The 20,868-nt window shown below is 71.0% G+C and carries 11 protein-coding genes; 4 read left to right on the forward strand and 7 right to left on the reverse strand.

All coding sequences use genetic code 11. The features are described 5' to 3' along the window. Positions 1-18 precede the first annotated feature (18 nt). Together NQZ70_RS16135 and NQZ70_RS16140 are read left to right on the forward strand one after the other, a co-directional pair. The gene (locus NQZ70_RS16135) at positions 19-561 is read left to right on the forward strand and encodes a hypothetical protein (protein WP_129574998.1); all 543 of its coding nucleotides are present in this window, start codon (positions 19-21) and stop codon (positions 559-561) included. Between the two features lie 216 nt (positions 562-777). Beyond that, positions 778-5,772, forward strand: coding sequence for an AAA family ATPase (locus tag NQZ70_RS16140; protein ID WP_129574999.1), 4,995 nt, complete (start codon positions 778-780; stop codon positions 5,770-5,772). Between the two features lie 92 nt (positions 5,773-5,864). Here NQZ70_RS16140 and NQZ70_RS16145 read toward each other — a convergent pair whose 3' ends face one another. Continuing rightward, positions 5,865-8,660, reverse strand: a complete 2,796-nt coding sequence (locus NQZ70_RS16145; protein WP_237245345.1) for a hypothetical protein — start codon at positions 8,658-8,660, stop codon at positions 5,865-5,867. A 580-nt stretch (positions 8,661-9,240) separates the two neighbouring features. Between NQZ70_RS16145 and NQZ70_RS16150 the strand changes: the two genes are divergently transcribed. Next, positions 9,241-9,618 carry a hypothetical protein gene (locus tag NQZ70_RS16150; protein WP_129575000.1) on the forward strand — a complete coding sequence of 126 codons (378 nt, stop codon included), beginning with the start codon at positions 9,241-9,243 and terminating at the stop codon, positions 9,616-9,618. 17 nt (positions 9,619-9,635) lie between these two features. Further along, positions 9,636-12,098: a SpoIIE family protein phosphatase gene (locus NQZ70_RS16155; protein WP_129575001.1), complete on the forward strand. Its 2,463-nt coding sequence runs from the start codon at positions 9,636-9,638 to the stop codon at positions 12,096-12,098. Here NQZ70_RS16155 and NQZ70_RS16160 read toward each other — a convergent pair. The 6 genes from NQZ70_RS16160 to NQZ70_RS16185 form a co-directional block, all read right to left on the reverse strand. Beyond that, positions 12,061-13,395: a purine-cytosine permease family protein gene (locus NQZ70_RS16160; protein ID WP_408022431.1), complete on the reverse strand. Its 1,335-nt coding sequence runs from the start codon at positions 13,393-13,395 to the stop codon at positions 12,061-12,063. The two genes, NQZ70_RS16155 and NQZ70_RS16160, sit on opposite strands and share 38 nt — an antisense overlap. A 71-nt stretch (positions 13,396-13,466) precedes the next feature. After that, positions 13,467-14,564 (reverse strand): DUF917 domain-containing protein, encoded by a 1,098-nt coding sequence (locus tag NQZ70_RS16165; RefSeq protein WP_129575003.1) that lies wholly within the window; start codon positions 14,562-14,564, stop codon positions 13,467-13,469. A gap of 10 nt (positions 14,565-14,574) precedes the next feature. Then, complete coding sequence (locus NQZ70_RS16170; RefSeq protein WP_129575004.1) at positions 14,575-16,116, reverse strand: hydantoinase/oxoprolinase N-terminal domain-containing protein; 1,542 nt, start codon at positions 16,114-16,116, stop codon at positions 14,575-14,577. Between the two features lie 31 nt (positions 16,117-16,147). Then, positions 16,148-17,869: a hydantoinase B/oxoprolinase family protein gene (locus NQZ70_RS16175; RefSeq protein WP_129575005.1), complete on the reverse strand. Its 1,722-nt coding sequence runs from the start codon at positions 17,867-17,869 to the stop codon at positions 16,148-16,150. Between the two features lie 34 nt (positions 17,870-17,903). Next, positions 17,904-19,964, reverse strand: a complete 2,061-nt coding sequence (locus tag NQZ70_RS16180) for a hydantoinase/oxoprolinase family protein (RefSeq protein WP_129575006.1) — start codon at positions 19,962-19,964, stop codon at positions 17,904-17,906. A gap of 356 nt (positions 19,965-20,320) precedes the next feature. Next, the gene (locus tag NQZ70_RS16185; RefSeq protein WP_237245346.1) at positions 20,321-20,788 is read right to left on the reverse strand and encodes a hypothetical protein; all 468 of its coding nucleotides are present in this window, start codon (positions 20,786-20,788) and stop codon (positions 20,321-20,323) included. Positions 20,789-20,868: the final 80 nt, after the last annotated feature.

Genomic DNA, 20,868 nt, shown 5'->3' on the forward strand with positions numbered 1-20,868 from the left:
GCGTCACGGGAGGTATCCATGGCACAATCCAACGTCTCTCTGGGCGCGGACGACCTGCCGGCGACCCGCCTGCCGCCGGACGACCGGCCCGCCGCAGAGCTCGAACGACCCGGCCTGATCGCGCGGGAGACGCGGCAGAAGGCGACGATTCCCTCGAGGCCGCTCCTCGGCGTCCTGCCCCTCGCGCGCGTCGTCCCCCAGGACGTCCACTCCGTCATCGATTACTCGAATGGCCTCATCGTCGCCCTCGCCGGCCTGTCCGCGCGCAAGCCGTCGGCGCGGATCGCCGGCGCGATCCTCGGCGCGTCGGTCGTGTCCGTCTCCCTGCTCACCGACTATCGCCTGAGCCTGGCGAAGCTGATTCCGATCGAGGTGCACGAGGCCATCGACCACGCGTGGGGCGCGTCCGCGATCGCGGCGCCGTTCGTGCTCGGCTACGCGAAGCGCTCGCCGCTCGCCGCGCTCATCCACGCCGCCACGGGCGCGGCCACCATCCTCGGATCGCTGCTCACCGACTACCGCGCGGTGAAGGGCGTCGGCCGCCGGGCGCGGATCGCGTAGCCGCGCGCGCGCCGGCCGGCCGGCAACGCGCCTTCCGAGGCGCTCACTCGCCCCGCGCCGAGACCCACCGTTCTCCGGCCCACCCACGCTCCGCGAGCTGCGGTATCGCGCCGATCGGACTCGCGTTCACCGCACCACAGCGCACATCGCCCGCCTCGCCGCAGCGAGCTTAAGCGCTTGCCATGGGCGTTCGGCCCATGCAACCATCGACAAACCATGCGCAAGACCAGGATCGAGGATCTGCCCTTCACACTGGTTGAGCTGATGTATGAGACCGCGGATACCGTCATCTACCGCGCGAAGCGCGACGCCGACGGTACCCCGGTGACGATCAAGGTGCTGAAGGGTGAGCGCCCCGGCCAGCGGCATGTCGCGCAGCTCCGGCACGAGCTCGAGATTTCGCGTCACCTCAACATCGATAGCGTCGTTCGCGCCCATCGGCTGGAGAGCATCCCGGGCGGGGCGGCGCTCGTGATGGAGTACTTCCCGGGGGTGCCGCTTGACAAGCTCGCCCGCTCGGCGGCGCTCGACCTCAAGGTCAAGCTGCGTATCGCCGCGTCGCTGGCCGGCACGCTGGCGGCGGTGCATGGCAAGCACGTCATCCACAAGGACGTCAAGCCGCAGAACATCCTGGTCAACCCGGAGACGTGGCAAGTCAAGCTGACGGACCTCGGCAGCTCGACGCGGCTCTCGGAGGAGACGCTGGCCGCGGAGCGCCCGGACCTGCTCGAGGGGACGCTGGCCTACATGTCGCCGGAGCAGACCGGCCGAATGAACCGCGTCATCGACTACCGGACTGACCTCTACTCGCTGGGAGTGACGCTGTACGAGCTCTTCGCCGGGGTGCTCCCCTTCCAGGCGGCGGAGCCGGTCGACCTCATGCACAGCCACATCGCGCGGGTCGCGACGCCGCTGTGCGAGCGCTCGCCGGAGGTCCCGAGGGCGGTGTCCGACATCGTGCAGAAGCTGATGTCCAAGGTCGCCGAGGAGCGGTACCAGAGCGGGACCGGCCTCAAGGCCGATCTGGACGCGTGCCTCTCGGCGCTGGATGCGACCGGCCGCATCGAGCCGTTCGAGCTCGGATCGCGCGATGTCTCGAGCGAGCTCAGGCTGCCGCAGAAGCTCTACGGGCGCGACGCGCAGATGGCCGAGCTGCTCGCGGCCTTCGAGCGGGCGCGCGGGGGCCGGTGCGAGCTCCTGCTCATCGCGGGCGGCGCCGGGATCGGGAAATCGGCGCTCGTGAACGAGCTCCAGAAGGAGGTCGCGCAGCGGCGCGGGCACTTCATCGAGGGGAAGTTCGATCAGCTGAGCCGGAACATGCCGCACGCGCCCGTGGCGGGCGCGCTGCGCCAGCGCGTCCGACAGCTCCTGACCGAGCCGGCCGAGTCGCTCGAGCAGTGGAAGGACAAGCTCCTCGCGGCGGTGGGGAAGAACGCGCGGATCCTCGTGGAGCTCATCCCGGAGCTCGAGCTCATCATCGGGCCGCAGCCCGCGGTGGCCGAGCTCGGGCCGAACGAGGCGCAGAACCGCTTCAACCTGGTGTTCCAGGACTTCTTGCGCGTCATCACGTCGGCGGAGCACCCGGTGGTGCTCTTCCTCGACGACCTCCAGTGGGCCGACCCGGCCTCGCTGAAGCTCTTGCACGTCGTCCTGACCGATCCGGGCGGGGCCTACCTGCTCATCATCGGCGCCTACCGCGACCAGGAGGCGATCGCGGGACAGCCGCTCATGACCTGGCTCGGCGAGCTCAAGGCTGCGGGCGTCCCGCGGCGCGAGCTCCTGCTCCCGCCGCTCTCGCTCGCGGACGTGCAGAGGCTCGTCGCGGACGCGCTGAGCGCGCGCCCGGAGAAGGTGCAGGCGCTCGCGGAGGTGCTGTATGCGACGAGCAAGGGCAATCCGTTCTTCCTGAGCCAGCTGCTCAAGGAGCTCCATGCGGCGGGGCTCGTGTCCTTCGACCCGGGCGCCGGGCGGTGGACGTGGGACCTCGAGGCGATCCGGCAGCGCTGGGGCGCCGTGAACGTGCACGATCTGCTCATCGACAAGATGCAGCGCCTCTCGCCGGCGACGCAGCTCGTGCTCCAGCTCGCCGCGTGCATCGGCCACCAGTTCGATCTGAAGACGCTGGCGACCGTGCGCGAGATGCCGTCGGCGGACGTCGCGGCCGATCTCTGGGAGGCGCTGCGCGAGGGGATCGTGCTGCCGCTCGACTCCGATTACCGGCTTCTGCACGCGCCGGGCGGCGCGCCGGCGGAGCTGCCGCTCTCGGTGCGGTACCGGTTCCTGCACGACCGGGGGCAGCAGGCGGCCTACAGCCTGATCGAGGACGCGCGCAAGCAGGAGGTGCACCTCCGGATCGGCCGCCTCATGCGGGCGCAGCTGAGCGAGGAGTCGCGCGACGAGGATCTGTTCAAGGTCGCGAGCCACTGCAACATCGGCGCGGCGCTGATCGAGGACCGGGCGGAGCAGCTGGAGCTCGCGCGGCTCAACCTCACCGTGGGGAAGCGCGCCAAGGCGTCCATGGCGCACGCGGCGGCGTCCGAGCACTTCAGGACGGGGCTGTCGCTGCTCGGGCCGCGGGGGTGGGAGGAGGACTACGCGCTCTGCTTCGCGCTGCACCGGGAGCGGGCGGAGTCCGAGTGGCTGAGCGGCAACGAGAAGCAGGCGGAGGCCTCGATCCGCGAGCTCCTCGTGCACGCGCGCTCGCGCCTCGAGCGCGCGGAGGTCTATAACCTCCGGATCCTCGTGCACACGATGCGCGGGGAGTTCGAGGACGTGCTGCGGGTCGGCCGCGAGGGCGTGGCGCTCTTCGGGATCGAGCTGCCGGAGCCGCTCGAGGCGATCCAGGCGGCGTTCGGGGCCGCGCTCGCGGAGGTGCCGGTCCACCTGGCCGGCCGCCGGATCGAGGAGCTCGCGGACGCGCCGTGGGTCGGCGACGAGGAGCAGCTGGCCGCGCTGCGGCTCCTGGCGGCGATGATCCCGGGGGCGTACACGCTGAGCCCGGCGCTGCTCGCGCTCATCGCGGCCACCCAGGTCAACCTCTCGCTGAGGTACGGCAACTCGCCCGCGGCGGCGTGCGCGTACGGCCTCTACTGCCTGCTGCTCGCGGGCGGGATGGGGCGGCCCGAGGAGGCGCGGCAGTTCCAGGGCGTCTCGCTGGCGCTCTGCGAGCGGCCCGCGGGGGTGGAGCTCCAGTGCAAGGCGTACGTCGTGTGCGGCGCGCCGTCCCACCTCTTCGAGCCGGTCCGCGCCTCGGTCGCGTGCCTCGCCAAGGCGTACGAGGCCGGGCTGAGCTCGGGCGACTTCAGCTTCGGGGCGTACGCCTGCCTGAACATCGTGACGATCCTGCTCTGCTCGGGCCACGAGCTCGGCGCGCTCCGCGAGGAGCTGACCGGGTACTTGCGGTTCCTGCAGCGGACGCAGGATCCGCTCGGCACGCCGGTCCTCGTCGTCGCGCAGCAGATGATCGCGTGCCTGGAGGGCAGGACGACCGGGCTGAGGAGCCTGAGCGACGGCGCGTTCGACGAGGGCGCGTTCCTCGCGGGGCTCGCGCCCGCGCAGGAGCTGCCGAGGTGCTGGTACTTCGTGAACATGCTCGTGCTCGCGGTGCTGTACGGCGACGCCGAGGGCGCGCTCCTGATGGCGGCGCGCGCCGAGAAGCACAGCGGGAGCGCGATGGGCCTGTTCCTCGCGAACGACATCCCCTTCTACCTGAGCCTCGCGCTGATCGCGCTGTGCGCGACGGCGACGGCGGAGGAGCGGGAGCGGCACCTCGCGGCCGTCGCGGAGCACCGGGCGAAGATCGCGGGCTGGGCGCGGCACGCGCCGGAGAACTACGCGCACAAGGAGCGGCTGATCGGGGCGGAGGTGGCGCGCGTCCTCGGCGAGGACGCGGAGGCGGCGGAGCTCTACGATCAGGCGATCGAGGGGGCGCGGCAGAGCCAGTTCACGCACCAGGAGGCGCTCGCTCACGAGCTGTGCGCGCGGTTCTACCTGCAGCGGGGGCGGGAGCGGATCGCGCGGTGGCACATGGTCGACGCGTACCGGGCGTACCTCAGGTGGGGGGCGATCGCGAAGGCGGAGCACCTCGCGAAGGAGCACGAGCAGCTGCTCGATCCGGCGTCGCTCGGCGAGGCGCAGCCGCCCCGGGTGGTCGGCACGACGGTGACGCGCCGGGGGAGCACCGAGTCGTTCGACGTCGCGACGGTCGTGAAGGCCATGCAGGCGGTCGCGGGCGAGAACGTGCTCGACCGGCTGCTCGACCGGCTGATGCGGAGCGTGGTCGCGAACGCGGGGGCGCAGCGGGGCGCGCTGATCCTCGAGCGCGACGGGAAGCTCGCGATCGTGGCGTCGATGCGCGTCGATCCCGACGTGGTGGAGACGGGGCTGTCGATCCCGGCGCTCGACGGCAGGGAGGTCCCGACGAGCGTCGTCCAGCTCGTCGCGAGGACGCGGGAGCCGGTCGTGGTGAACGACGCGCGGCACGACAGCCGCTTCGCGGCGGACGCGTACGTCGCGGAGCGGAGGCCGCGCTCGATCCTGTGCCTCTCGATGACGCACCAGGGGCGCTCGGCGGGGCTCCTGTACCTGGAGAACAACGTGGTGCAGCGGGCGTTCACGCCCGGCAGGGTCGAGGTCTGCGGGCTCCTCGCCTCGCAGGCGGCCATCGCGCTGGAGAACGCGCTGCTCATCGCGAGCATCCGCGCGGGCACCGAGGCGCTGCAGCGCTCGAACGAGCAGCTGCAGCGGGAGCTCGAGCTGCGCGCCGCGTCCGAGGCGGAGCGGGCGCTCTTGCAGCAGGAGATGATGCGCCGGCAGACGCCGATCATCCCCATCACGGACGACGTGCTGGTCATGCCGATCGTCGGGGCGATGGACGGGGACCGCGCGCAGCAGGTGCTCGAGACGGCGCTGACCGGGTTCCATTCGAGGCAGGCCAAGGTGGTGATCCTGGACATCACCGGCGTGGCGCAGGTCGACGCCACGGTGGCGGACGCGCTGATCAAGACGGCCAAGGCGCTGCAGCTCCTCGGGGCGAAGACGGTGCTCTCGGGGGTGCGGCCCGAGGTGGCGCGCGCGCTGGTGGAGCAGAACGTCTTCCTGGGGTCGATCGTGACGATGGGGACGCTGCAGAGCAGCATCGCGTATGCGCTGGGCCCGAACGGGCTGTCCGGCTCGTCCGGGCGCCGGCCAGGGGCGTCGCGGCAGGCGTGATCACGGGGCGCCGCCGCGCGCGCTCCGCCTAGGTGTGGTGCGGGCGACGCCGCCGCGCGCGCACGCGGCGCGCGCGGCGGCGTCGGGGAGGGTCAGGGCGTGCTGTTCGGATCGGCGGGGTCGCTGCCGGCGTCGCGCTCGTCCCCGTCGAGGAAGCCGTCGCTGTCGCGATCGATGCCGGCGCGCGCGCCCGAGCCGGGCGGCATGCACGTGTACGTCAGATCGTGGTGCGTCTGGGTGGACAGCAGGCGGAGCACCGCGTCGCTGATGGGCGGGAGGACTTGCCGGTCGGCGAGGAAGTGGCCGTTGCCCACGTAGAGGAACCCGACCTCGTGCAGGAATCCCTGGGTCTTCGCGACGAGATCGCACTCCCCGACGTCGGCGCGATCCATGAGCAGGTCGATGCGCGGCCCGGCCACCGCGCTGTTGTTGTGCGTGAGCGTCACCTGCTGGCCGACGATCGGCGCCATGTTGCTCTCGATGGCGAGCACGTAGGCCTCGAGCTGCCTGCGCAGCACGTCGCCCGCCGGCGTGAAGGGGAGGGCATCGGGGTTGTTCGGGAACTGGTCGGAGAAGCCGATCGCGGAGAAGAACCGGTACATCGTGTCGACGGTGCCGTTGTTCAGGATGCCGAACCCGCGGATCTGGTCTCCCACGTGCTGGTTGTCGCGCGACAGGAAGACGAACGGGATATCCGCGAGGCCGAAGGCGCCGACCTTGGTGTACACGTTGCGGAGCTGCGGTACCTTGAAGAGCTGCGTCTGGAAGTCGAAGACGGAGGCGCCGCTCGTCCCGAAGAAGCCGGGGAAGTCGTCGCCCGGGTTGGCGTCCGGGTCGACCACGTGGCAGCCGCCGCAGCTCGCGATCGAGTTGACCACGGGGCCGTTGTAGAAGTCCTTCCCTGCCTGCTGATCGGGCGTGAGCGAGTTGTCCAGGTTCCTGATCGGGTTGGGCGGGTAGGTGACCTGGAGCATGAAGTCGGTGAAGGCCTCCATGTCCTCGGGGGGGAGGGGCCCGCTGCGCCCGAGCAGGTCGGCGAACGCGACCTGGAACTGCCGGAAGGCTTCCCGCTCGTCGAACGCCCCGTCGTCCGGCTGCGCCGACGGCTCGAGATTGCCCCCGGTGCGGTCGCCGCGCCAGTGCATCGGCCCGTGGTTGGCGAGGCCCCGCAGGCTCTGCGTCATCATCGGCCCCTTCATCGGGTGGAAGATCGGGTCCGTGATCTCCTGGTTGAAGATGACGTCGTAGAGGCCGAACGGGAAGGGGCCCGGGTCCGGCACGACGGGGGCGTCGGGGTTGCCGAGGTTCCAGGCCAGGTCGTCGAGATCGCCGAAGACGTGGCAGCTCGCGCAGGCCGAGTCGCCGTGGCTCGACGTGAGCGAGGCGTCATAGAGGAAGCGGCGGCCGTTGACGATGCTGGCCGGCTCGGGGTTGTACATCGGGACGTGTCCCACCTCGGTCTTCGTTGTGGTGTTGATGATCGAGATGGAGTTGTCGAAGCGCGTCAGCACGTAGAGGCGATTCCTGCTCTCGTCGAGCACGAGGCCGGTCGGCCCGCCGCCGCTCACCGGGATCTGGTTCGCGGTGCTCGGCACGAACGTGTCGTTCTCGAGCGCGGCGGTGCTGAAGACGCCGATCTTGCTCGACCCGAGCGCGGCGACGTACAGCGTCGCGCCGTTGCTGGTCACGGCCATCTCCTGCGGGAAGGCGAGGCTCTTCGCGTTCTCGGCGTTGGGGACCGGGGCGCAGCAGGTGCTGTAGTCGATGTGCTTGTTGAGGTGCCGCGGCGCGACGCTCCCCGGGCTGAGGACGGTGATCCGGCTCTCGTGCAGGTGGCCGCGCGTGGTCTCGCCGGCGAAGAGGCCGGGCCCCTCGAAGTTCTGCTGGCTGAAGGCCTCGGTGTTCGCGACGTAGACCTTCCCGTTCACCGGGTTGACGGCCATGTTGAAGAGGATCGTCCCGACCCCGGAGAAGAAGCCCTGCTCTCCGCTGATCCACGCCGGGGGGTTCGCCGTGGCGTCGATGACGAAGACGTCCTTGTCGGGCAGCGAGAACCTCATCTGGTCGTCCCAGAGATTGCCCCGCTCGTCGTACCAGTGTCCGCCGTCGTATTTCACGATGACGGCGACCTCCGGCGCCGGCACGCCCTCGAAGTTGGTGCTGGGCCCGGGCGCGCCGTTCGGCCCGAAGCCGTCGGGGACCAGCGCCTCGTTGACGGTGGCGGTGCGGTTGCCGGAGTGGAACGCCGCCGCGTACACGCGGGTGCCGTCCGGGGTCACGGCGAGGGCGCGCGGCGTGTCGCTGAAGAGGGTGATGATGTTGAGCGGATTACCCCCGAGCGAGAGGCCGAGCTGGTTTGCGTTGAAGACCCACACGTCGGCGCGGCCGACGCCGGGCGTCGTGAACTGAGGGTCGTAGGGGACGTTCTGGCCGCGGTGGGCCGTCGTGATGAAGGCGCGGTTTCGCCCCGGACCGGCGAACACGATGTCGCGCGGCTCGTCGCCCACGAGGAGCGTGCGCACGACGCGCCCGGTCTGCCCGCCGAGGCCCAGCTGGACGACGCTCACGCTGTCCGACAGGTGGTTGACGACCCAGACCTCGTTATTGCTACGGGCGGCGACGGCCACCGGCTCCAGGCCGACCGATATCGACGTGCGGTGTTCCAGGCCACCGCTGCCGATGCGGAACACCTCGAGGCGGTTGTCCGGCGTATTGACGGCGAAGAGCAGCTTCCCGTCGGGTGAGATGGCCAGCGGGCGGACCTGGCCGCTCTCGAAGGCGGTGAACGACGGCGCGGCGAGCGCCGGGGCCCCGGAGAGCGATACTGCAGTCAGGGATGCGACGAGAGCGCCTAGCGTCGCCCACCGTGAACCGGGCAATCGAGTCATGGATGCCTCCGTGGTGTCGAGTGGCTCCCCAGCCACAACGACAATCCAAGACTGTAAGACAAGATCAAATGATTGTTCAAGCATGCAAAGAAGCTCGGTGCGATTTTCTGCAAATGGGCGTGCTCTCGTGCTTTCGCGCTCTCGTGCTCTCGTGCTCTCGCAGATCTTGCGTAGCTGTCGCTGATGTAGGCCTCGACAGCGGCGGCGCGCGGTGCGGCGCGTCGCCGCCGCTGGACGCGTGCGCGACGCGGGAGGCGAGGCGGCGTGATCGCTCGTCTGCGTGAGTTACTTGAGTTGCGCGAGTTACGTGAGTCGCGCTCAGCGCCGGTGGACCGCGTCGCCGGCGCCGGCGGGGATCGCGGCATCGGCGGAGCGGGGGGACGGGCTCGGCTGTGATGGAGAGCACGAATTGCGCGCGCGGGTCGCGCTCCGAACGGCGGTGCGCGCAGGAGGGGATTGGATCCAGCGCGAGGACGCTGTAGGCTGGAGGGCTCGTATCGACCACCGGGCCAGCTGTGGCTGCATGACCGAGGGAGGCGACCTGGCGGGCATGGCGCGCCGGTCGAGGGATGAAGACGCTATGAGGAGCTTGCGCGTGGACCCTCTCGTCACCGACAGCTTCGGGATCGAGCCGGCCCTGAGGGACGACACCCTCAGCGTCAAGCTCACCGGGAGGGGGGACATGGCGGCGGCCGCGCCGCTCAGCAGGTACGTCAAGGCCCTGGAGGGCGAGGTGGCGCGCCTCTCGGTGAGCACGCTCGAGCTCGACGTGCGCGGGCTGTGCTTCATGAGCTCGAGCTGCCTCAAGGCGTTCGTCAGCCTCATCTGCAGCCTCGTCGGTCACGGCATGAAATGCAGGATACGGTTCGTGACGGACGCGCAGCTCGCGTGGCAGCGCCGGAGCCTCAGGCCCCTGGATCGCATGTGCCCGGAGCTCGTCTCGATCGCCGACGCATGAGCCGAGGGCCCGAGGCCATGACGAGGAAGCGCCGGACGATCGCGTTTTTGGTCGACAATGTCGTCGGCGATTACCAGTCGGAGCTGCGCGCCGGGGTCGAGCGCGCGGCCGAGGCGCACGACGTCAACCTGCTGACGGCGTTCGGCGACCCGTCGAGCGCCCTCCGGCCGGACGAGACGGACCGGAGCACCTTCTATCACCTCATCGGTCCGGACACGGCCGACGGCGTCATCGTCGCCTCGTCGACGCTCTCCGGCTACGGCGGCGTCGACGTCATGCGGGCGTTCTGCCGGTCCTTCGCGCCGCTGCCGGTGTGCAGCATCGGGATGGCGATCGATGGAGTCCCGAGCCTCATGGTCGACAACGCCCTCGGGAGCGAGATCTCGGTCGCGCACCTGGCCGACGAGCACGGGCGCCGGCGAATCGCGTATATCGGCGGGCCGTCGAGCAGCGAGGAGGCGCAGCTGCGCGCCGGCGGGTACCGGAGGGCGCTCGCGGCGCGGGCGCTCCCTTGCGACGAGCGCCTCGTGGCGGTCGGCGCGTTCACGATACCGACCGGGCGCGAGGCGATGCGCGAGATCGTGGCGCGCGGGGCCGAGTTCGACGCCGTGGTGGCCGCCAACGACAAGATGGCGCTCGCGGCGATCGAGGTGCTCAAGGCGGAGGGGCTCCGCATCCCCGAGGACGTCCTCGTGTGCGGTTTCGATGACGTCGGCATTGCCCGCTTCACGAAGCCGTCGCTCACCACGGTGCATCAGCCGATCAAGCGCCTCGGGGGGATGGCGGTGAGCACGATCCTCCGCCTGATCGGCGGCGAGGCCGTCCCGGCGCTGGAGCTCGCAAAGGTCGAGCTCACGCAGCGCGAGTCCTGCGGCTGCGGCTACCGCGCGGGCGACGCGATCCTCCCGCCGTCGCCGCCCGTGCAGGGCTATCCGCGCCCGGTCTCCGACCAGCGGGCGCCTCTGGAGAGCGCGCTCAGGAGGAGCGTGGCGATCCCGATCGGCGCCCTCGACGGCTGGGCGGGCGACCTGCTGACCGCGCTGGAGGAGGAGCTCGCGGGCGACCGGGGCCGCTTCCTGCGCGCGCTCCAGGCGCTCCTCGACGAGGCGAGGCGCGAGGGCGTGCTCCTCGACCAGTTCCAGGCCGTGATCTCCCTCCTGCGCGAGCGGGTTCGGCCGGCCCCCGCGGGCGGCGACGCGGCGGCCCTGGAGCCGCTCTGGCACGCCGCGCGGCTCCTGATCGGGAGCGAATCCGTGCACGTCGAGGGCGAGCAGCGGCTCCGCGTGGAGCTCGCCGCGATCGACGTGATCTACGGCGCGCGGGGGTTCGCCGCGTGCTTGAGCCTGCCTGTCCTCAAGGGCCTGCTGGCGTCGGAGCTGCCGCGGATGCAGCTCTCGCACGTGGCGGTGTCGCTCTACGACGACGCCCAGCGCGCCTCGCTGCGGCCGCTGTTCCTGATGGATCATGGCCGCGAGGTCGAGGCGCCGCCCCTGAGCTTCCCGGCGCGCCGCCTCGCGCCGCCGGGGTTCCTCGGCGGCGCGGAGCGCAGCAGCATGGTCGTGCTCCCGGTCGCGTTCGGCGACGTCGAGACGTTCGGCGTCGCGGTGCTCGACAGCCGCGCCAGCGCCATGAGCTACGACGTGCTGCGGGTCCAGCTCGGCTCCGCGGTCAAGGCCGCGGCGCTGCACCGGGAGGTCGTGCGCGAGGTGGAGCTGCGCGAGCGCCTGGAGCAGGAGCGAGTGCGCCAGGAGAGCCATGTCGCGGCGCGCATCCAGACCGCGCTGGTGCCGAAGCAGCTCTCGATCGAGGGGCTCGAGCTCTGCGCGGCCATGCAGCCGGCGGCCGAGGTCGGCGGTGACTACTACGACGTGCTCGCGACCCCCGGAGGCGGTTGGCTCGGGATCGGCGACGTGGCCGGGCACGGGCTCGCGGCGGGCCTCATCATGCTGATGATCCAGAGCATGGTGTCGGCGCTGACGTCCAACGACCCGAGCGCGAGCCCGGCGAGGGTCGTCGTCGCGCTCAACAAGGCGGTTTACAAGAACGTCCGCGGCCGGCTGGACCGCGACGAGCACGCGACGCTCCTCTTGCTCCGTTACGAGCGCAGCGGGCGCGTGACGTTCGCCGGCGCGCACGACGACATGATCGTGTGTTCGGCACGCACCCGACGCTGTACGTGCATCGCGAGCTCCGGGGTCTGGATCGGCGCGCTGCCCGAGATCGGGGCGATGACACGGGACGCGGAGCTCTTCCTGGAGGACGGGGACGTGCTCGTGCTCTACAGCGACGGCGTGACCGAGGCGCGCAACGCGCAGCACGAGCAGTTCGGGCTGGAGCGGCTGTGCGCCATCATCGAGGCTGTCCAGACGGCGCCCGTCGAGGTGATCCGCGACCGGATCCTCGAGGCGGTCGAGGGCTGGTGCCCGAGCCCGGACGACGACATCACGATCGTCGTGGCGAGGTATCGCGCGCCCGAGTAGCGCGCCCGAGGCCAGCGAGCGCCCGAGGCCATCGAGGTCCACGTCCCGGGCTCAACGCGACGTGGGCGAGGAAGCCGCCCAGGAGCGCGTTGATGGCCGGGATGCCGACAGGGACGAGGTATCCCGCCGCCACCCCGCCTGCCCAGGCGAGGAGCGGGCGAAGGCTCGGGGGTTCCACCTGCGGGGGAAGCGAGCCGGCGGACCGGGTGCGCTCGAGCGCCGCGCGATGCCGGCGGACAACGTAGTAGTCGGCGATCATGATGCCGGCGACGGGCGGGAAGGTGACCCCGAGCAGCGTGAGGAATCCGATGAGGTGCTCCAGGATCCCGGCGATCGAGAGCGCCGTCCCTGCGGCGCCGGCCGCGAGCGTCATCGCGCCCCGCCCGACGTGGCGGCCCACCGTCTGATGGATCGTGTTCACCAGGCCGAGGGAAGCCGAGTACAGGTTCCAGTCGTTGATCTTCAACGTGCCCGTCACGAGGATCGCCGCTCCGGCGACCCCGACCTCCGTCGTCACGATGTGGACGACATTCGCGCTCTGGACGGCGTGCGCCAGGAGCACGCCGGTGAGCCCGATCGTGTACTCGCCGAGGGTCACCCCGACGAGGGTCTGCTTGGCCACGTCGGCCGCCGAACGGTTGTAGCGGGTCATGTCCGGGGTGATGACCGCACCCACGATGAACCCGCCGGCCACCAGGGTCGCGCCGGCCGCGACGCTCATGGGCTCTCCTTTCGGGGGCATCGCTACGAGATCGGCCAGCTCGTGCCGAGCGAGGGCGTTCCGGATGGCCCAGGCGCTCAGGGCCAGGAAGAGGGGAACCGTGATGTACGAGGTCCAGGCCATTGAGCGGAACCCGTAGATCACGATCAGCGTGACGGCGGCGCCGGTGATGATGCAATAAGCCCACAGCGGCAGGCCCGCGCCGGCGAGCGCCGCGAGGCCCTCGGCGAAGATGGCGTTCTGGACACCGAACCACCCGACCAGGCTCACCGCCGTGCACAGTCCGAACAGGGAGGAGCCGTGACGCTCCAGGCCGGCCCACTGGGCGAGGACATACGTGGACAGGCCCTCTCGCTGGCCGGCGACTCCGGTGAGCACCGCGGTGATCTCCAGGAGGACGACACCCAGCGTCAGCGCCCAGAAGGCGTTCCAGAAGGTCATGTGAAAACCGAGCGTGGCGCCGAGGAGGAGCTGAGATAGCGCGGAGAGCTCGCCGAACCGCTGGACGGCCACGCTCCACCACGGGTAGCGCTCGGCCTCGGGCACCCGGGCCAGGGGGAAGTCGTCGCGCCCGATCGAGGCCCGGGCCGCGGCCCCGCGGCCGTGGCGCTGGCTCCCGCGCGGAGCCTCGCGCCCGTCGCGCGCGCTCACGGCGCGCTCTCCTCGATGGGAACGAAGTCGAGATCGATGCCGAAGGCGCGCGGCCCGAAGACCTCCAGCGCCTCGGGCGCGCGCAGGATCGGCGGCGCGGCGACGCCCACGACCTTCACCTGCTGCCCGTAGCGCAGCGCCTCCGTGGTGATCGGCTCCGCGGTCTCGCGATCCAGGATGCACAGGAGATCGGGCACGCTGCACAGGACGCGCGTCCCGGCGCGGGCGACCAGGTTCTCGTTCTGGATCAGCACGTCCAGCGTCTCCCCGGATCCCTCGGTGTCCCGGAGCCGCGCCCAGCCCCTGGCGAAGCCCTCGGTGGTGCGGCGGTAGACCTCGATCACCTTGCCGGTCCAGAGGACGCGGGCGTGACGGTAGGGTGTGTCGCGGAGGGTGCCGACGAGGCGATCGAACGGATCGCGGTGCTGCTCGTTCGCCTCACGGATCGCCCTCCCGATCGCGAGACAGACGCTCAGGGTGCCAGCGATGGCCGTTCGCCGCGCCGTCCGCCCATCCATGGGATACTCGGCGATGTGCGCGCAGCCTCCCATGCGGATCGTGACGCCGCGGGCGATCCACTCCTTGCGGAAGTCGTCGCACGCCGTCAGGATCACCGTATCGCCGTGCTCGTCCGTGATGGCCATCGGCGTCCCGGGGACGCCGTGGACATGAAACGTATCCTGGTAGAGGTTGGGAAAGGCCCGGCCCATCCCGTCCGCGTCGACGACAGGCAGCCCGAGCTGCGCTCCCACGATGAGCGGGACGGTCGCGTTCATCCCGCCTGCCTCGACGGGCATGGTGCACGTCGCCTGGACGCCGAGGAACGCCTCCAGCCGGCGCAGCGAGAGCGCGCTCTCGTCGCCTCTGGGTATCTTCTCGACGAGGCAGGTCGGCGCCCCCATCATCGCCGTGGGGATCACGCGATCTCCGTCGGACACCTCTCCGAGGGGGACGATCTCCACGCGGCGCCCTTCCGCCATCACGCGCTCGAGCATCAGCCGGCCGATGTAGGGATCTCCGCCGCCGCCCGTGCCGAGGAAGGCGGCGCCGAGGGACAGGTCGCGCAGGTCCTTGCGCTCGAGCACGAGCCCCATGCCGGCCTCCTCACGCGCTCCGGAGATCGCCGATCGCCTTGACCCGGATCCGGGTCGCGCTCGACGGCAGGTAGGCGAGCGGCACCTCCTCGACGTCGACGAGCTGGACGCTGGCCGGGTCGGCGCCGGCGGCGGAGGCCCTCGCGATCGCCTCCGCCTGCGCCTCGGCCAGTGCGTCTTCCCGGGAGACGCGTTCCAGGCTGACGATCCGGTCCACCTCGCCGGATACCTGCGCGATGGCGGCGCCGACCGCGTTGGCGACCTCGGCGTGCTGAGGCCTGATGATCTCGGAGGTCCCCTGGAGCGGCCCGCGAATCAGCGAGGCGCCGCCGCCCACGAGGACCACCGGCATGCCTCCCGCCGCCGGCTTGGCCCGGTCGACGGCGGCCTCGACCATCTCGTGGATCCGCTCGGCCGCGCGCGCGACGAGCTCGCCTGGCAAATGCGCGACCCTCGCGCGGTCGCCGATCGCGGCGAACCCCGCGGCCACGGCGATGTCGGTGGCTGTCAACGTGTCGCCGCCGAACACCAGCGCTCGGCGAGCCAGCTCGTGGCCGACGCTCCGCGGCCCGATCCGGAGAGGGCCGTCGAGCACGCGAGTGCCTCCGCCGAGCCCGATGGAGCGCACATCGGGCATGCGGAGGTTGCAGCGCACGCCGGCCACCTTTCGCGTCATCGACGCCTCGCGCGGGAGCCCGCGGCGCAGCGCGCCCACGTCGGTGGTGGTGCCGCCGATATCGACCACGATCGCGTCCGTGAGGCCCGTGAGGAACGCGGCGCCGCGCATCGAGTTCGTGGGACCGGAGCACAGGGCGCTCACCGGAGAATGCTCCGCTCGGTCGGCGCTCATCAGGGTGCCGTCGTTCTGGGCGAGGTAGAGCGGCGCCGAGACGCCGGCCTGCGCCAGCGACTCACGGAGCGCGCGGATGGTCGTCTTCGCCAGATCCTTGAGACATGCGTTCAGGATCGACGCGTTCTCGCGCTCGAGGAGGCCCATCCGGCCGATCTCGTGCGACAGGCTGAGCGACGCGTCCGGCAGCACCTCGCGCAGGATCGCCGCGGCTTCGAGCTCGGCCTCGGGGTTGACCGGTGAGAAGACGCTCGTGATCGCGACGGAGCAAACGCCCCTTCGGCCGATCTCCCGGGCGACGCGGCGCAGCTCGTCGGCGTCGACGGATGACAGCCTGCGACCGTCGAACTCGTGGCCTCCGTGGACGAGAAAGCCGTGGTCGCCGAGCTCGCTCCGCAGATCGAGAGGCCAGTCCACCATGGGCGGCAGGGCCGCGGTCGCCGGCAGCCCGAGCCGCACCGCCGCGACCTCCTGCAGCCGGCGGCGCTCGACGAGCGCGTTCGTGAAGTGGGTGGTGCCGACCATGACGCCGTGGATCTGGCCGACCGGTACCCGCGCTCGCGCCAGCAGGCGCGTCACGGCGTCGAGGACACCGCAGCTCACCTCGGTCGTGGTCGGCACCTTGACCTTCGCCACGACCTCGCTGCCGTCCATCATGACAGCGTCGGTGTTGGTCCCGCCGACGTCGATGCCCATGCGCATGAGCGGTCACCTCCGCAGGACGCCGTGAGGCTCATCCCTCCTCGGAGGGGAGGGCCCTGGCTGCTGGCTCATGCGCAGGGTCGAGGCCGTAATCGCGCCTGGCCTGCTCCTCGGTGATGTAGCCGCAGCGCAGATCCTCGAGCACGCGCTCGCGGCTCCGCCGCGCCGGATCGCCGTACCCGCCGCCGGTGCCCGTGTGCAGCCGGCAGAGCTCACCCCGCTTGAGGAGGTGGCGGGCGCATTTGCCCAGCGCGGTCCGACTGCCGTCCTCGTGCACGAGCTCCAGGTAGTTGGGCGAGCCCTGCTGGCCGCCGTTCAGGCCCCATGGCGGGAATCGATGCCGACCGAAGGTCGCGGTCACCTTGGCCCACGCCGACGTGATGCGGTAGTCGCGCACTAGGCCTCGCCCGCCGCGCCGCTCGCCGGCCCCGCCGTCCACGATATCCAGCGCATACTGCTCGACGCGGAGCCCGTAGCGGGCCTCGCAGATCTCGACGGGGATCATGTAGGTCTCTCCGTCGCCGGCGCAGACGAGGCCGTTCTCGCCGTCCTTGTCCGCGCCGGCCCCCCAGCCGCCCGCCTGCGGCTCGACGAGGAGGTAGGGGGTGCCGTCGTCGGGGTGAATGCCATGGATGATCGTCCCGCAGACGGAGAGGAAGTGTCCGGCGGTCAGGCGGCGCGGGGCGAGGTGCGCCAGGGCTTTCCAGACGAGATCCGTCGCGTACTGCATGGTCTCCCAGTAGGTGGAGACCGGGGCCGGCCTGTCGGCCGTGAAGATCGTCCCCGGAGGGCATACGACCCGGACGAGCCGGAATACGCCTTCATTGGTCGGGAGCAGCGGATCGGTGATCGCCTTCCAGGCCTGGCGTACCGCGGAATGCAGGCCGGTGCGGCCGCAGTTGATCGGCCCCGGCACCTGCGCGCTCGTCCCTGTGAAGTCGCAGAGGAAGCTGTCGTCGATCGTCACCTTCACCCGCACCTCGAACGGCCCGTTCCCGACGCCGTCGTCGTCGATGAAGTCGGTCGCCTCGTACGTCCCGCGGGGGAGCCTCTCCAGCTCCAGGCGAGCCCTGCGCTCTCCCTCGCCGAGGAGCTCCTGCATGGCGTGGAGGACGGTCCCCTCGCCGAACTTGCGGAGGATACGGTGCAGCGCGCGCTCGCCCACGCGCAGCGCGCCCACGCAGGCGTACAGGTCGCCGAGCGTCGCGTCGGGCGTGCGCACGTTGGCCCGGATGAGCTCGAGGAGCCCCTCGTCGGGCCTGCCGGCATTGAAGAGCTTGATGCCAGGAAACTGGAGCCCCTCCTGGAACACATCGGTCGCGTCCGTGGTCCAGGAGCCCGGATCCTTGCCGCCCACCTCGGTCCAATGCGCCTTGTCCACGGCGAACGCGACGAGCTCGCCCTCGTGGAAGATCGGCATGATCAGCGCGACGTCGGAGAGGTGCGTGCCGCCGCCCACGTAGGGATCGTTCAGGAGGACGACATCGCCGCTGGCCAGGCGCTCTTTCCCGAACTTGTCGAGGACGTGGGCCACGCCGAAGCTCAGCGCGCCGATGAAGTCGGCGACCCCGTTGCCCTGGGTGAGGAGGTCTCCGCGCGCATCCGTGAGCCCGGCGGCATAGTCGAGGACCTCGTAGATGATGGGGCTCATGGCGGCCCGCTGCAGCGCGTGGAACATCTCGTCGCCCGCAGCGATGAGCTCGTTCTTGATGATCTCGAGCGTGAAGGGATCGATCCTCGTTCTCGTGCTCATGACAAATCCGTCGGCTGAGGGGTCGAGGCGCGCTTCACCGGGCGGAGGCGTCGATGTCGACGAGGAAGCTGCCCTGCTCGTGCACGGTGAGGCGATCTCCTGGAGACAGGATCGTCGAGGCGGCCGGCTCCTCGACGACGGCCGGTCCTTCGACGCGCATGCCCGGCCTCAGACGAGCGCGCTCGTACACGGGGCTCTCCAGCACGCCGAGCTCGTCGAAGTCGATGGCGCGCGCGCCCTTGCGCGCGGGCGTGGGATCCGGCGGAGAGCGATCGAGCCGCGCCGGACGCGGCCTGTCCACGGCGCCGACGGCTGCGACGTGGAGGCTCACGATCTCCACGGCCGCGTCCAGGCGAAACGTGTAACGCTGCTCGTGGAGGGCCTGGAAGCGCCCCAGGGTCTCGTTCAGCGCAGCGCTGTCCAGCGTGCCGTCGGGGAGGGGGACCTTGACGGTATGCTCCTGACCGGCATAACGCATCTCGGCGAAGCGGCGCGCGGAGACGCGGGCCGGATCGAGCCCTCCCCGACAGACGAGGGCGCTGCTCTCGTGCTCGAGCTCCCGGAGGAGAGCGGCGAGCGCGGCTGACTGCGAGGGCTCGGCGCGCACCAGCGCGGTCCGCACGAGGTCGGCCCGCGCGTCGGCCATGAGCATGCCCCAGGCCGAGAAATGCGCGGGTGCGACCGGGATGATGACCCGTCGGATCCGGAGGCTTCGCGCCAGGGCCGCGGCGTGCATCGAGCCGCCGCCGCCGAAGGCGACGAGCGCGAACTCCCGCGGATCGTGCCCGCGGCGGACGGTCACGCGCCTGAGCAGGCTCTCCGTCATCGCGTTTGCCAGGCGGACGACCCCGCGCGCGGCCTCGGCCTCGGTGACGCCGCAGGGCGCGGCGATGCGGTGGATCGCCCTGCGGGCGGCCTGCACGTCGAGCAGGATGCGGCCGCCGAGGAAGTACGCGGGGTTGATGCGGCCACACAGGAGGTTCGCGTCGGTGGTGGTCGGCTCCTCTCCACCTCGACCGTAGCAGGCCGGCCCCGGCACAGCGCCTGCCGATCGCGGGCCGACCTCCAGCCGTCCGGCCTCGTCGATACGGGCGATCGAGCCGCCGCCTGCGCCGATCTCCGCGATATCGATCACCGGGATCATGAGGGGGTATCCGGGGGACGTCGGGGTCCACTCCACTTTGTATTCGGTGGTGACGCGCGCCTCTCCGCCCTGGAGGACGGCGCACTTGGCGGTCGTGCCCCCGATATCGAGGGAAATGATGTCGCGCTCCCCGAGGAGCTGCCCGAGGGCGATGGCGCCGAGGACGCTGCCTGCAGGCCCGGACTCGACGAGGCGGATGGGCGCGGCGCTCGCCTCGGTGAACGTCGTGATGCCGCCGCTCGACTGCATGACATGGAGCGATGAACCGGCCGCGCCGCGCCTGGTCAATCTGCTCTCCAGGCCGCTCAGGTACGCGGCGGCGAGGGGCTGGACGTAGGCGTTCAGCACCGCGGTGCTCGTGCGCTCGTACTCGCGCCACTCCCGTGTGATCTCGGACGACGCGGTCACCGGCGTGGCGGGGGCCTCTGCCCGGGCGATCTCGGCGGCGCGGCGCTCGTGGGCCGGGTTCCGGTAGGCGTGCAGGAAGCAGATCGCGATCGCGCGGGCGCCCCGGTCGAGGAGCGCGCGGACGCCGCGCCGCACGCTGTCCTCGTCGAGCGGCGTCAGCACTTCGCCCTTGTGGTTCAGCCGCTCGGTGACCTCGAGGCGGAGATCTCGGGGGACGAAGGGCTCGGGTTTGTGGAATGAGAAGTTGTAGATGTCCGGCCGGTTGGCCCGGCCGATCTCCAGGACGTCGCGAAAGCCCCGCGTCGTGAGCAGCCCGGTCCGGGCGCCTTTGCGCTCGGTGAGGGCGTTGATGATCAGGGTGGTGCCGTGGATGAAGGACCCTATGCGGGCGGCGTCGATCCGCGCCGGATCGAGGGTCTCGAGGACACCTCGCGTGAGATCGTCCGGTGTGGTGGGGACCTTGGCGAGCGAGATCTCTCCTGTCTCCTCATCGAAGGCGACGAGGTCGGTGAACGTCCCGCCGATATCGCTGGCAACACGCATGAACACGTCCTCCTGCGCGGGCCGGGCGATCGAGGCTGCGGGGGGCGATCAGCGGCCGCTCCGCCTCGCCGGATCGCCCCCGCCGGGGCACCATGGCAGCGCATTCGTTCTGGCTCGGACCTTCCCTGTGCTCTCTGTGCTCTGCGCGCAGCCGTGTCAATGAGGGGGCTCGCGCACGCGCGTAAGGCGCGACGGCAGAAGGTTCGAGCATGCGTGCCGAGCAGCAGTCGCCCCGCGCGGGGAGGGCGCGCCGATGCGCGCACACGCAGGGCGAGCGCGTCCAGGACCTCTCCGGTGCTGACGGCAGCCTGCGGTCGGTGGCCCGCGGATGCCGGCCGGGGAAGCCGGCGCGTTCGTTACGACGACCGCGTCGACTTCCGCGGGGTCGGCGACGTACGCCCCTTCCGCTCCGGGACGCGCGAGCGATTCCCCGGGGTCGAGCGCTGTGCCGCCCTGACCGGTTCCGGCGCGAACACCTCGCTCATGGAGGCGGCCGTTGCGGCGCGGGCGATCCATCGATCGAGCTCCGCCGGGACGGTGCAGGCTTTGATGTGAGCGCGCTCCTCCGCCGTCAGCGACAGGCCGCGCGCGTCGAGCACGGCGAGCAGGGCCTCCTGCTTGCCCTCGATTTTGCCCTCGGCTCTCCCGCGCTTCTCAAAGAAGAGCCGGAAACGTCGAGACGCCTGGGTTTCAGGGACTTTGCTCGGATCCATGGCCAGCTCCCTGAGCGAGGCGAGCATGGCGTCGCTCAGCACGGCCAGGATCGCACGTGCTTGCGCGTCTCGCAACGGCTCGTCGGTGAGGTGCTGCTCGGTGAGCTCCACGAACCTCGATGGCCCTGGTGAAACGCACGGTGGCATCGACCGCCTCCGCCGGCGTGCCGAACGGGATACCGGTGAGCCGC

Origin of the sequence: Sorangium sp. So ce836, assembly GCF_028553905.1 — a bacterium.
GTDB classification, from domain to species: domain Bacteria; phylum Myxococcota_A; class Polyangia; order Polyangiales; family Polyangiaceae; genus Sorangium; species Sorangium cellulosum_D.